The 13319-nt window shown below is 49.6% G+C and carries 9 protein-coding genes; 2 read left to right on the forward strand and 7 right to left on the reverse strand.

Annotated elements, in window-relative coordinates; translation table 11 throughout:
- Positions 1-58: 58 nt before the first annotated feature.
- From HQ48_RS02445 to HQ48_RS02465, 5 genes are all read right to left on the reverse strand, one after another.
- The gene (locus tag HQ48_RS02445; protein ID WP_044231526.1) at positions 59-1714 is read right to left on the reverse strand and encodes a leucine-rich repeat domain-containing protein; all 1656 of its coding nucleotides are present in this window, start codon (positions 1712-1714) and stop codon (positions 59-61) included.
- Positions 1715-1956: 242 nt separating this feature from the next.
- Positions 1957-4059 (reverse strand): putative porin, encoded by a 2103-nt coding sequence (locus HQ48_RS02450; RefSeq protein WP_044231527.1) that lies wholly within the window; start codon positions 4057-4059, stop codon positions 1957-1959.
- A gap of 24 nt (positions 4060-4083) precedes the next feature.
- Positions 4084-4485 (reverse strand): YraN family protein, encoded by a 402-nt coding sequence (locus tag HQ48_RS02455; protein ID WP_044231528.1) that lies wholly within the window; start codon positions 4483-4485, stop codon positions 4084-4086.
- Positions 4443-5447, reverse strand: a complete 1005-nt coding sequence (locus HQ48_RS02460) for a GNAT family N-acyltransferase (protein ID WP_044189108.1) — start codon at positions 5445-5447, stop codon at positions 4443-4445. Before HQ48_RS02460 ends, HQ48_RS02455 begins: the two co-directional genes overlap by 43 nt.
- A 4-nt stretch (positions 5448-5451) precedes the next feature.
- A complete protein-coding gene (locus HQ48_RS02465; protein WP_044231529.1) occupies positions 5452-6285 on the reverse strand; it encodes a 1-acyl-sn-glycerol-3-phosphate acyltransferase in 834 nt (277 codons plus the stop codon).
- A 1036-nt stretch (positions 6286-7321) separates the two neighbouring features.
- Here HQ48_RS02465 and HQ48_RS09480 point away from each other — a divergent pair.
- Both HQ48_RS09480 and HQ48_RS02480 read left to right on the forward strand, forming a co-directional pair.
- The gene (locus tag HQ48_RS09480; protein WP_052408938.1) at positions 7322-9088 is read left to right on the forward strand and encodes an McrB family protein; all 1767 of its coding nucleotides are present in this window, start codon (positions 7322-7324) and stop codon (positions 9086-9088) included.
- On the forward strand, positions 9066-10388 hold the full coding sequence (locus tag HQ48_RS02480; protein ID WP_044231533.1) for an McrC family protein: 1323 nt from the start codon (positions 9066-9068) through the stop codon (positions 10386-10388). Before HQ48_RS09480 ends, HQ48_RS02480 begins: the two co-directional genes overlap by 23 nt.
- A gap of 200 nt (positions 10389-10588) precedes the next feature.
- On the opposite strand, the gene HQ48_RS02485 is transcribed toward HQ48_RS02480, so the two are convergent.
- Both HQ48_RS02485 and HQ48_RS02490 read right to left on the reverse strand, forming a co-directional pair.
- Positions 10589-11365 carry a transporter substrate-binding domain-containing protein gene (locus HQ48_RS02485; RefSeq protein ID WP_044231534.1) on the reverse strand — a complete coding sequence of 259 codons (777 nt, stop codon included), beginning with the start codon at positions 11363-11365 and terminating at the stop codon, positions 10589-10591.
- Positions 11366-11494: 129 nt separating this feature from the next.
- Positions 11495-13171, reverse strand: a complete 1677-nt coding sequence (locus HQ48_RS02490; RefSeq protein WP_152568292.1) for an OmpP1/FadL family transporter — start codon at positions 13169-13171, stop codon at positions 11495-11497.
- Between the last annotated feature and the right edge of the window lie 148 nt (positions 13172-13319).

Below are 13319 nucleotides of genomic sequence, written 5' to 3' on the forward strand. Positions count from 1 at the left end.
GGCACCAGAATCAATCTTGGCGCCCCCGATTTACTTTGGGAGAATACGTTGTGGCCCGTTACTCAATCATAACTCTAACGGCCTGCTGACCTTGCTTGACGATGTAGGCCCCAGCTGATAGGGTGAGTGCAAACTCCGTCTGAGCCGTTGCGGCTGCAAATACACTCTTGCCCGACATATCGAACACCTCAATAGTCACTGGAGTAGCACTATTTACGTGCAGTACAGAGCCATCAGTAGAGATTTTGATCTGCGTGCTCTGCTCTAGAATATCTAAAACGCCTACCGTAGCACTCTCCACGATCTCTGCAAATCTCTTCCACTCAGAAGCCTTACGGTACTTCTCTGCCGCACCAATTGGCACTGTGAGCGTGCTCCCTGCCTCGATCTCCATGGGAAACTCATTGAAGTCATCTTCATTCTCCACATAGAATACTGGAGGCTCTGGAGCAGCGATGAATACTCGCTTGAGTGCAGGGCAGAGATCAAAAGCACTAGTACCTACAATCTTGAGCTGTGAGCCGATATGGAGCTCCTGGAGGTGTTTAGTGTTATAGAAGAGATATGGTGCTAGCTCTTTTAGCTTGTCTGGGAGCCTCAAACTCTTAATACCAGTACGAGCAAAAGCACTGTGACCAATCTCCGTCACCGTCGAGGGGATTACAATTCGCTTTACCCTAACACCTCCCTCAAACGCAGACTCAGCAATACGCTCTAGCCCACTAGGCAAAACAACGTTAAGACTATCGGGATGCCCCTCTGGATGACGCAAGAGTGTTTTCCCATCTTTGGAGTACAATGCCCCGTTAATGGTGGAGAACTTAGGGTTATCAGCTGCCACCTTAAAGCTTTTTAGGGATGGCATTTGACTATTAGAGCCGATGTTCACAAACTCCGTTAGACTAGCGGGTAGCTCTAGCTCTAGAAGAGCAGCACAACCGAAGAATGCATTAGCCCCGATTTTCTTCAACCCCGACGGGAGTGTAATGGCTTTAAGATACTTACTATGCATCATTGCGGCAGGTAGGATCTCCTCTACCGTACTAGGTACGACATAGGTACGGAAGGATCTGCTGTGGCAAGGGGCCAAATACATCTTCTTGATATCCTTATCATAGAGTACTCCTCCCTCTAAAGCAAAGTGCTTATTCTGCTCACTTACCTTGATCTGCTCCATATAGAGGATGTCGAAAAAAGCATTCTTACCGACCTTCTCTAGCTTGGCTCCGATATAAAGAGTCGTAGCATTCTCCACACCAGAGAAGGCATTGTCCTCAAGCTCTACGACATTATCGGGAATAGAAATACTTATCAGCATTGTCCCTACGAAAGCTCCCTCTTTGATGACCTCGATTGTCTCGGGCATTATGCATTCTCTCATATAATGGCTCGCATGCTCGAAGGCTCTCGCTCCAATCGCTACGACCGTGTAAGTCTTACCGTCATGCTCTACGGTTGAGGGAATCTCAAGTTTTTTAAGCAGATCGGGAGCTACCTTGTCTTTACTATCCCATTTCGTTACCTCAACTTTCTTGGCATCCTCGTCTATGATTGCATACCTGAGTGGGGCGACAAAGAATGTTTTTGACTCAGCAGCCTCAGTTCGCGAGGCATTTTTAACTGTTACAGAGTTCTCCTTGGCCTGCAACGAACCAATAGAGCCTAGTAGCATCGTTGCACTCAACAGAGCTACTGCTAGCACATTTCTCTTCATAAAACTAAATGATTTGAATACTAAGTTATGTATTGACAACTTATATCTATTAAGAATAGGAACACCTGCAACCCCTAACCTAAATAGGAGGGATAAGCCCGTGCACTCGAACTAGTAGCGGATGCAAGGTCTGGCTAAAGTATTAAGGTCTGCACACCGCTCCAGCACCACAAATATAGCACTTTATCTAGCCTCAAGAGCACTATATATAAAGAATAGTATGCACTCAACGAAGAGCTTGGCTAATTATTTAGGTCTACAGAGATCCCAGCCTGCATATTCATCGGAGCATATGGGTAGAGGTGAGCCGAGAGGCGCTTATTGTCCATGAAGGCTTCGCCGACATTGTACATACGCAGATAGAAGCGGATCCCCTTGAGGCGAAAATTGGCGTAGGCATTGAGCAGAGGTGCCTCACCTCCTATGCGCATCTCCTCTTGGGCGACGAATTGTTGATGTGTGGGATGATAGTAGGGAGCATAGTAGGACGTATGCCAGTAACCCTCGGCCCCTAGCTGTAGCCCCATGACCTTGAAAAGCAACAAATCCACATACACATCGGCACGGGCGGTAAGCTCTGGTACAGGGATTGCAGTTTTGTGACTACTGATCTGGTAGGCTGCTTCTAGATCCCAGCAGAGAGGCCCAACCTTGTAGCGATGTCCTGCACGCAGCATCGTCATTTGGATCACACCCTCATGCTGATGAGGACGAGCGTTCGTACCCCAGTAGACATAATTCTGCAAAGTAGCCGTGCGTGCCTCTGCCCATGTCCCCCAGCTATCGAGATTAACCCGACCTGCGAGCTCCAAGCGTCGAGAGAAGTTGAAGCTATGATCCCACCAGCCAAAGGTGCCATGATGATGATTGATGAAGTAGGGCGTACGCATATTGAGCAGTTTGGCATCGGCAGATAATCCGAATTGCTTGCCAAATAGCTTGAAGCTACTAGAAGCATCTCCCTCTATAGTAAAGGCGCCGAGGTCTTTGCCTAATATACCGAGCTCAGCTTTGGCTCGGAAGTTCAGCCCCTGCCCCGTTAGGCGAGAGAGATACCCTCCCACAAATGTAGAGAAATAGCTATCGGTATCTCTGTAGGCTCCCGTCTCTCTATTGGGCAGTGAGATCCATGTATTCTCCGTGCGCAGATATCCCGAGAGGCCAAACTTGACCCATGGGCGGAAGTTCTCCAGCAGAGATAGCGACAGTGTATTATGCAGCGTAGTCAGTGCTGCCGTATCATTTGGGAGCACATACTTGCCCGTGACATTACCCTTGGAGTCTTTCTTCTCGAGCTCTACGCTAGGTGTACCAAAGAGATTACTCCAGACCTCATGCTCGGTTCGCGAGATAAATCTACGACTCTGCTTGTTGTAGTAGACCGTATGAGCAAGGCTACCCACAGGTACAAACTCGCCTAGTACCTTCTTAGGCTTCTCCTGAGGCTCCTCGGGGGCATCTGCATCCTCAACCTTAATCATCGGCTTGGCTTCCTCCTCTAGTTTGAGGCTATCGGTCGGGGGCTCTACCTTCTTGCGGTAACCGAGTTTGTAGCGATGCGAAACGAAAGCGTGCCCCGATCTGAGGCGGTTGTATAGGATATCTTGAGGAATACGAGTGGGAATGTCCCGGCTACTGAGGCGTAGGCGACCATTGGAGTAGTTGTCGGGATTGAGCAGATAGTCAAGATTGGCAATACCTGCATTCTCACTGATCCGATAGTAGTCGTTGGCCACATAGGCCCATAGGTCATAGCGATCGCTGCGGTAGCTCCCAAAGACTCGGTAACGTGCGTCCTTGCTTCGATTGGCATTGTAGAACCCCTCGGCGCCAGCATAGTGAAACTCCGTTCCGAGGTTAATCTTCTTCCCTAGGTTGAGCGACAGCGTCCCCTTGAGTACCTCTTCTTCCTCTACATTCTTGAAGTTCTTGTGGTAGTGTACGAAGGTAAAGGGCGTCTTGGTATCGTAGAATATAGCCTGATCGGGACGATACTCCATACCTTGGAAGCTGGAGAAATAAATAAAGTCCGTAGGGCGAGCTACACGGTCAAAAAAGATTTTGCTCTGCCACGGACTATTAAAATTACCCGTATAAGCCACGCCTAGCGAGCGATGCTCGGGGGTTAGGTAGTGATGTGTCCCGATCGTGATCGTATCGGTGAGATTGATTTGCTCTGGCAAACTGATCTCTGGCAGTATGCGGTAGCCTCGTAGCTTGTCGCCCCGCACGACACGCTCCTCGTCGCTGATGCGCTTCTCGCGCTGCACCTCATAGCCCTGTGCCCACAGCGTAGTCTGCGCCACTAGCGCGAGGCAGCATATATATATATGATAGAGTTTCATCGTTGCTTATGTTGAGTACAGTCTTTATTGCCTCGACTGGCGGCTGGAGGATCGCTTGCCTCGCAGCATCGGATAGTAGGCGCTGCGGATATGCTCCAGCCTATATCGATTGTCCTCGGCCAGATCAATCGCAATAATATCGTAGCGCACCGAGAGCGTGCACTGATAGAGCCGTATGTAGGCATTAGCTGCCTTGATTAGGTGGCCCTGCTTGTCCGCATCGACAGCTTCCGTAGCCGTCTGATAGGCTGAGAGCGAGCGCACTTTAACCTCGACGAACACCAGTTCATCGCCCTCCTGAGCGATGATATCGACCTCACTATGCCGGTGACGCCAGTTACGCTCGAGAATGCGTAGCCCAGCCTCTTCTAATAGACGGCAGGCTATTTCCTCGCCAATCCGACCCTTCGCAAGATGCGACTCCATAGTCTTCTACTATGCTCACGAGAGATATGGAAGCTCAAGATATGCCGCTCACGCTTCTCCGCCAAGATCTTGTCTATGGCAATGAGAATACCCGTCTCCTCAACGCCACCAAACTCGTGGTTGATCGCTGTGCCAAAGACTCGCATCTCTGGCGAGAGCGACATGTAGGCACTCACCAACGGAGGCACATTGATCCCAAGGCGGCGCACCTCTTTGTTGAGTGCGCGGTAGTTAATGCGAAAGTTGTCTGTTGGGAATAGCTCGGCCATACGCTCGGGATCCACCTCGATAGGTAGCGGACTGATTGGGACGACTAGCTCTTCGTGATCGTGGAAGTGCTTATCCAAGAAGTAGAGGATTAGGTTACGGGCCTCCTTGTTGTAGTCCGAGTACATCGTCACCTTACCGTAGAAGTATTTCATCTCCTTATTCAAGACCGTCAGAGCCCCCAGACCGTCCCAAAGATTATCTAGGGCAAACATTGACTTCGAGCCCATACGGGTAGACTGATAGGGCAAAGAAACAAACGAGCGGCCTAGCTCTATGGTATAGGGCAGGTACTCGGTCATGAACTGAGGGCTAAAGTGAAACATCTCGCCAGTAGCCAAATGCGGACGCCCATCGGCTCCAACCTTAACATCCGAGCCAAAGATAAAGCGATAGCCACCTAAGATAGCCTGCTCCGACGGATCCCAAACGATCAGCTGTGTATAGCCATCGGGATCTGTGTCGAAATCATCAATATCTACCTCCTTACCCGTTCCTCCGCCATAGAATCGAAATGCCTCCTCACGCAAACGCCCCACCTCACGCATCGTGTGTGGTGCATCGGCCGCCTTGAATAGATAAAGTTCGTTGCCGGCCTTATTGGTCGTGCGCAAAAATAGATCTTGGCTAAGCTCCTTGCGAATGAGCGCCACATCTACGGGGGGTATGATCGGCTGTTCGATCTCTTTACTCATTGATTTACCTCTTATTCTTTTGTTTGATGCGGTCGGTATACCGCTGGGGCAGCTCATAGCTCATGGCCCTCACCCGTGCAGCTTTTTCCTGCATCGAGCCCTCGGCATCTCTGAGCTCCTCCCATGCAATAGGCTCACCGACGATGACTTGGTAGCTCTTGCCACTACTGCGAAACATCTCATCGGGGAGCAGGGCCGTGCAGATGTCGAACTTGACCCCAAGGGCACGGCGAATGCGATCTATCCAATAGAAATGTTTTGAATTGCGACCTACAAAATGCAAAGGTACTACGTTGCGCCGATATTGAATAGCCTGAGAAATAAAACTCTTCTGCCACGGGCGGTCCTGTACCGCTCCATCGTAGTGACGTGAGCAATAGCCTGCTGGGAAGGACCCAACGGGCAGATCACTCTCGAGCACGCTATGCAAAGCCTGTATCGAACCTCTCGACTGGGAGCCGTAGGTATTCACAGGCACAAAAACCGACCGTAAGCCGTCCAGATGGTAGAGCATATCATTGACGATGTAGCGCACATCGCCATAGCGACGGGCCAGAAGATATGAGATACCGATGCCGTCGAAAGCCCCAAGTGGGTGGTTGCTGACGAAGATGCAACGGCCGTCCTCTGGCAGAGCCTCGGGGTTCAGCCACTCGACCTGCACATCAAAGTCCCGATGCAGGGCGGCCAAATAGGTTTGCCCCTGCTCTCCTTCGTGGCGGCGAATGAAGGCATTGATCTCTCGCTCGTGTATAAGTCGCTGCAAGAGCCTAGCGATCCACCGAGGAAGTTTCTTGCCTGTTTTACTCTCTATGACCTTGGCTATATTGATCTCCATATATCTGTAATCTGCTTCGCTGTGCCACATTGCTTACCCTAGGGAGATGTGCATGTACAAATAGCCCTACGGCAAGAGCGAAATGTGCCAATACGATACACAAATATAGCATCTTTTACCCTTTATCGAGCGTATGCCCAGTATCCTATCGGTATGGATACTCTCTAAGATGTAGAGATAGCCAAATTTATATTTTCGATCACCTTCGGGATTATTGATGGGAAACTCTACGCACGAGAGGGCACACCAAGCTAGACCTCGTATTTGGCCTCTAGGAGGCTCTAGGCTGCATGCTCCCTCGTTTTGGCACTTAACCCCAGAAGGACGGAAATATCCTCTCAAACAAGACAATCATAATAGACTAGTAAACAACAAGATAAAATCAACTTCAAAACAATTTGATCTCAAAGAAGAGCAAATTGCAGCATTTCTTCCCATCAATCTGCTCGGATTAGCGGACACATCGCTCCACATCTTCCCTCCAATTCTCCAAGGTCTTCCCATCAATTTTTCCCCAAAACTCGACTTCGCCTCTAGAGATCCTTGCTCCTTAGCTCAAATCGCAGCCCAATTCCTTTACATACTTTAACCCCAAAAGCGAAAAAATCACTTTCCTCTCTCGATCTTTAGTACATCAAAGGGCAACCTCTATGCTCCCTCGCAATAGAGAGTAGGTCCTAAGTTCTTTTGCACTAACCTCAAACCATAATTTAGATTCAGCATTTAGGGGAGCGACGATAGGCAAATCCCGATCTCTAGTTCTCGGAGAGGGGGGCTTGACTAGGAGGGTTAATTGAGGTATTTTTGTGGTCTTGGCAAAGGAATTAAAAAACTCTATAAACAAGAAAATCATCGTGCCTACAAACGACTACAACTCATCTAGCAAGAGTATCATACCTCAAGCACTTGCGAACACGATTGACTATATCCATTTAGGAGCAAGGGTTGTGCACCGAGGCATTACTCTAGCGGCTTCACGCTCCCAACTATAATAGATATACTCTGCAACTCTCCCTAACTATAACACCTTCTATTTATGCCCAAGAGAAGAGATAAAGAACTTGTAAACAACAGACATCAAGTCATAGAAAATATCCAAACCCTATATCTGTACCTTGAGGGAGATAACCAAGAAGATGCCGCCTATGCTAGGGGGCTCCTCCAGAAGGGGCAGTGGTTTGTCATGGAGCTTATTGAGGGCAAACCTTACTTTGGCCCTAGCCGATTTGTTGGCTATTGGAGCAATGACAGGACAAGGCACGATACCGATCGTGGAGATGGAAGAGAAACGAACTCCATACTCAAACAACTATACAAGGAGTGTGAAGTAGACTCCGAAGAGCATGAAGCACTGCTAAGGCTCTGCATAAAAACTATCAAAACCTATGGAATTGAGAAGATAAAATCGAATGCGAGGTTTCTGATCGACTACACCATAGACCTAAACAACATTTACGAATTACTTGACATGGCTAATAACGCTCAAGCCTCGATGCCTACCAACTCAATCAATGAGTTCGCAGACCTACTCAAAAACAATCACAATCTCATATTATCTGGTGCTCCCGGCACAGGGAAAACCTATCTAGCCCGCCAAATAGCAAAAGCCATGATTGGCTCAGACACAGATGATCAAATTGGCTTCGTGCAGTTTCACCCTTCGTTCGATTATACGGACTTCATGGAGGGGCTTCGCCCAATTACAGAGGACGGGAAGGTGGCCTTTGAGCGGCAAAATGGGATATTCAAAGAGTTTTGCCGCAAGGCACTCATCAACAGCCGCAATGCAGAGAAGAGCCAAGAGGAGCTCTATCGAGAGGCCTATATCGACCAATTTATCGAGGAAGAACTCGACAGACTACAAGAGCTGGGAGAGAAAGCTGGACTCAAAACACACTCATCGGGCAACCCGTTTAGCGTCGTCGAGCACAATAATCATACAATCAAAGTACATATCCCCAACAACCCCATTACCTCGACCATCTGCTGCCGGAAGTCCGAACTAAAAGCCCTACTCACTACGGAGGGACTAGAGATGAAAAAGGTCAAAGACATCACTCTATTCTTCAATCGTGGAGGGAATAGCCAATCGGACTCCTACCTATTCAGTTTGTTTAAGCACTTTATGGGGCAAGAGCACGCATATAGGCAAGGATATAAGGAAGAGAAGAAGCCCAGAGAGGAGCTCAAAACCTTCGTCTTCATCATAGACGAAATCAACAGAGGAGAGCTCTCGAAGATATTCGGAGAACTCTTTTATGCTATTGACCCCGGCTATCGAGGAGAGAAGGGCAAGGTACAGACACAATACCAAAATATGGTAGACGACGAGTTTGCCGATGGCTTCTATATTCCCGAGAATGTCTATATCATCGGTACGATGAACGACATTGACCGAAGCATCGAGAGTATGGACTTTGCCATTAGGCGACGCTTCGCCTTCAGGGCAATTACTGCAGAGGAGCGCATCTGTATGCTTGACGAAACGACGGAAATCGCCAATATAGTGGAGGAGGCCAAAGCACGTATGCGCCGACTCAACAAAGAGATTAGCCAAACGCCCGACCTAAGCTCTGCCTACCACATCGGAGCTGCTTACTTCAAGAAGCTAGCCCATTACTACACGGGAGGCAACGCCGAGCAAGCATTCGAGCAGCTATGGCAGTACCATCTGCAGGGCATTTTATACGAGTATCTGCGCAGTATGCCGCATGCAGAGGCTAGTATGCAGAAGCTCCAAGAGGCCTACGGGTACACGCACAAGAACGAGCATCAAGAAGATGATCAGGCTAAAGGACAATAGCTCAAAAGAGCTTAGCCTCCAGAGCCAAGAGCTCTCCGTGGTGAGGTGTTTGGCAGGGCATTCGCTCAAGCAGCTCCTCAAGGAGCATGGAGATACACTTCTGATATGGCCACATTCTTTCGCCGAGAGCCGAAATGGTGAGGGAGATGCTTCGCTTTTTACCCTTACAGAGCGCACAGATACGGCAGTGATCCAAACGGGTAACCTGATGGGGTTTATTGGCTACCAAGCCACCGAGCTTGCTATTACTTCAAGATTTACGAGTACGGAGCAGGATTACTTCCTGCACTATATGCTTTTGAAGGCTTTTGATCTCCATGTCTTCAACCTAGATCACGGCCTCTGTCGTGACGAAGCATTCGACTTTTTGATTTACCTTTTCCCAAAGGTGTTACTACAAGCCCTTAGCCAAGGACTATACAAAGAGTATCAAAAACGAAGCTACAACGATGCTCGAGTCAGAGGTGTGATCGACATCGGCCGACACCTCAAGCTCAATAGTCCACCCAACGGGCGCATAGCCTACCACACACGTGAGTATAGCTACGACAATACCGTGACACAGCTTATCCGCCACACGATCGAGTATCTCGGGCGTACGGAGCTCGGACGCAGCATACTCTCGAGCAGTGATGAGATGCGTACGGCTGTTTCTAGAATTATCGAGAATACTCCTCGGTACGACGCCAAAGAAAGAAACCAAGTCGTCCGACGTAACCTAAGACCTCTATCCCACCCCTATTACCAAGCCTACCGAGGGTTACAGAAGCTCTGTGTACAGATCCTACGGCATGATAAGCTCATGTATCACTCATCGACAGAGCAGGTGCATGGTATCCTCTTCGACGGCGCTGTACTGTGGGAGGAGTATTTGGGCACTCTACTTACTCCCAAGGGCTTCGAGCACCCGAATAATAGGACAGGGCAAGGACGTATACACCTGTCCCAAACGAGCAAATTCCCCAGATACCCAGACTTCTACCACAGGTCTGGCTCTATGGTTATAGACGCCAAATACAAACGGACAACCTCCAGAAACGATATTCATCAGGTCATCGCCTATATGTATCGCCTACAAGCTCAAAAAGGCGTCTTCATCATGCCCGAAGCACAGGCAGAGGACACGCCTCAAAATAGCGACGAGGAAATGGCACATAACGAAATCTACAAACTCGCTGGCTACGGCGGTACTCTAGCTCTGCACCGCTTGAGTATAGCGAGGCAGCCTCAAGACACCAAGGACTTTGCTACTCTCATGGCAGGGTACGAAAGGAGTCTACTACAAGAGTTGGGCATCTAAGCAGACATCAAAAAAGCAAGCAGCAGTGGAGCTACTACACAGCCAGCAATACATTTACTCGGCATAGGCATTATCGTCAGCCCAGCTAGCACTTGCGTTTTGCACACTCTAAGACACCTAAAAAAGGGTTGCGCCAAAAATGAATTTTGACACAGCCCCCCTTCTTCATTGTATCAGTCAGGAGCAAAGCCCAGAAAGATCTAGAGCCAAACCTTGAGGCTATCCACCAGAACAGGCGAGCTCCTACGTGCCAGCCAACCTTCTCTTAGACTATAGCTCATCGGGAAGGTAATATCAAGATCGGGAAACTTCTGACGATAATACTCCGCCTCCTGAGAAGTGCAGAGTGTATAGTCACGCTTGCCCGAGGCTACTAGGATAATCAGCTGCTCAGTGCTGTACAGAGGATCTAGCTCAATGCTAATCCCCTCGCCGATCTCCTCCTGCAGATGATCGACAAATAGCCTTAGAGCGCTTGCCTTGGGGAGCGTAATAACCCTGCCAGCCAAGTCAAGGTGGCTGCTTACAGTGCTCAGACTATCCTTACGCCCAACCAAGTAGATAGGCCCAGAGGTACGATCTTGTACCCATTGGTAGCGAAGCGTATCAATGTCCGTAGTACGTACTCGTGGCGAAGCAATCAGATCGACCTCTCCGCTTAGGAGCATACGCAGACTTCGATCTTGTCCATTCTCTAGAACGACCTCTACCTTGAGGCCTGTGCGAGAGTCGAGCTCTTGGGCTAAACGATAGACACTACCCATCATCTGTTGCGACTCTCCCTCATAGCTGTGCGCATTGTATGGGGCGAGCAGCCTCAGCACTCCTTCGTGAGCTATCTCAGGATAGTCCCGCACAACTTCGGTGAGAGCCGACTGCTCATGCCTCTGGGACCTCAGCTGACTCAAGTAGAGCATAGCCCCCAGAACTAGAGCCAGCAGCCCCAGATAGATGAATGTACGTCTGCGGATCTTCATATTAGTATCATTAGCGATTGGGTAATAGTTGTAGTCTAGGGCCTAACCTAGCGAAACAAAAAGGAGGCTAAGCATAACCCCACTCAAGTGGGATTGATACATAGCCTCCTATATACTTGGCTCCTCGAGCTAGAAGCGATAGTTGAGCGTTACAGCGACCTGATTGCGAAGTTGCTCTTCGTCGATACGAGGCACTGGATTGATTGCAGTCTTCTCCCCTTTGTCATTATAGATTCTTTGATCTATGATGAAGGGGAAGGGCTGTACCATATTGCTCTGTCTGTGATGCATGTATGCTACATCAAGGGTCCAACTAGGAGATAGACGATAGCCAAGACCCAAGGAATACGAGTTAATTGCTCCGGGCAGTCTATAGTGCACCAAAGTCCCGGGCACGAGAGCCTCTATCTTGGGCACCTCACTTGATAGAGCCGCATCTATCCCCTGTGCCGTAGTGAGGCGGTAACCACCTCTCAAGGCTAGACGATTGGTTGCATTGACCTCAACCCCTAGACGGAGGGTGTGGCGACCAGAACCGCCAAAGTCCGACTTGATGGCGTCATTGTCCATCTTATATGTGTCGTCCCCGCCGTCATAGCCCTCGTCATAGACAGCATAGAGGCGTGTACCAGAGAGAGTGGAGTATTCGTAATCGGCACTGAAAATGGCACGACGACCTAGCACATAGGCTCCACTAAGGCCGAAACGCCATGGAGTACGTACCCCAAAAGCATTGGCTGCGCTCGTTGGGGTCTTAACATCAAATGCTCCCTTCTTGTCGGCAAAAGAGGGGCTAACACCCGTCGCTCGTGACCAATGGTCTATCTTGAGGCTATAGGCCATAGGCGTGTAGACAGAAGCACCTAGGCGCAGTCCGTCAATTGGCTCAAGGAGCATTCCGAGAGCAAAGCGTACGCCTCCGCCGTGTACATCCATCGTGTTGTCTAGGCTAAGGCCATAGGTATCGTTAAACTGCTGGCGCTTGCGGAACCCCTCACTATAAGAGGAGTAGATAGAGTAGTCGAGATCACTAATGGTAAGCACCATACCTAGGCTAAAAAGGCTAGAAGGACGGAAGCCAAAAGCAATATCATAGTGCGTGAGCGATCCGCTCTCCTCCATTCTCAGCCCTACGCTGCGTGGCCCCTCGTTGAGTAAGCCTCGACCGTCTTTGTCGTCGAAAGCAAAAGCCGAGCCGTAGACCTTATCCTTGTCATCGAAGTCTACCCAACCAGCCTCGTGGGCAAGTACACCAATCCAAGGCGCACGGGAGTTAAATCCCTTGCTCATGATCTCCCCTTTCTCGACGAACGGATCGCCCCCATTGAGCACGGCAGCGGCATAGTCGGCCAGAGAGAAGCCCTTCTCATGCGATAGGGAACGACTAGCATCAAGAGTTCGGCGCAAGCGCCCCCCATTCTGTATGCCGAAGCCGAAAGTAAAGCTCATACCCGAACCTGTAGTCCAGCTATTCATGTAGCTCATCTCATCGACCGTGTATAGATTGTTCCGCTCTGAGAAAGTATTCCCTCCCCACATAGAGCGGCCAAGGGCTCCTGTATATGCCCCAGTCAAGCTCAGCTTGCTCCCCCTACGGAATAGAGCGATACCCGCTGGGTTTTGATGAACAGAACTGAAATCAGCCCCGACAGCACCTAGAGCTCCAGAGAGCGCTTGATAGCGGGCAGAGCCACGTGACTCCTGCTGAGCAGCTATGCCTACGGCGAGCGTTTCGCTCTGCCCCCATGCCTGTACCCCACTTGTTGCAAGCAGAGCGGCCAAACACACACATATTTTCTTGTTCATTGCTATAATCTTTATATAAAATACCCCCTAGAGCTAAGCCTGCATCAAAAGCCGTACACGAATGACCTCTGGCACAGGCTCTGCTTAGGGGGTAAATGTCAATCCAATTCTACTTCAGCCCTTCATATCATCTAGGGACTGCCAAACA

This window comes from Porphyromonas sp. COT-290 OH3588, from assembly GCF_000769075.1.
In the GTDB taxonomy this organism is placed as follows: domain Bacteria; phylum Bacteroidota; class Bacteroidia; order Bacteroidales; family Porphyromonadaceae; genus Porphyromonas.

Bases quoted from the DNA above. Each gene is read 5' to 3' on its own strand.
- HQ48_RS02445 (WP_044231526.1), bottom strand. From the start codon at position 1,714: ATGAAGAGAAATGTGCTAGCAGTAGCTCTGTTGAGTGCAACGATGCTA.
- HQ48_RS02490 (WP_152568292.1), bottom strand. From the start codon at position 13,171: ATGAACAAGAAAATATGTGTGTGTTTGGCCGCTCTGCTTGCAACAAGT.
- HQ48_RS09480 (WP_052408938.1), top strand. From the start codon at position 7,322: ATGCCCAAGAGAAGAGATAAAGAACTTGTAAACAACAGACATCAAGTC.
- HQ48_RS02455 (WP_044231528.1), bottom strand. From the start codon at position 4,485: ATGGAGTCGCATCTTGCGAAGGGTCGGATTGGCGAGGAAATAGCCTGC.
- HQ48_RS02465 (WP_044231529.1), bottom strand. From the start codon at position 6,285: ATGGAGATCAATATAGCCAAGGTCATAGAGAGTAAAACAGGCAAGAAA.
- HQ48_RS02460 (WP_044189108.1), bottom strand. From the start codon at position 5,447: ATGAGTAAAGAGATCGAACAGCCGATCATACCCCCCGTAGATGTGGCG.
- HQ48_RS02480 (WP_044231533.1), top strand. From the start codon at position 9,066: ATGATCAGGCTAAAGGACAATAGCTCAAAAGAGCTTAGCCTCCAGAGC.
- HQ48_RS02485 (WP_044231534.1), bottom strand. From the start codon at position 11,365: ATGAAGATCCGCAGACGTACATTCATCTATCTGGGGCTGCTGGCTCTA.
- HQ48_RS02450 (WP_044231527.1), bottom strand. From the start codon at position 4,059: ATGAAACTCTATCATATATATATATGCTGCCTCGCGCTAGTGGCGCAG.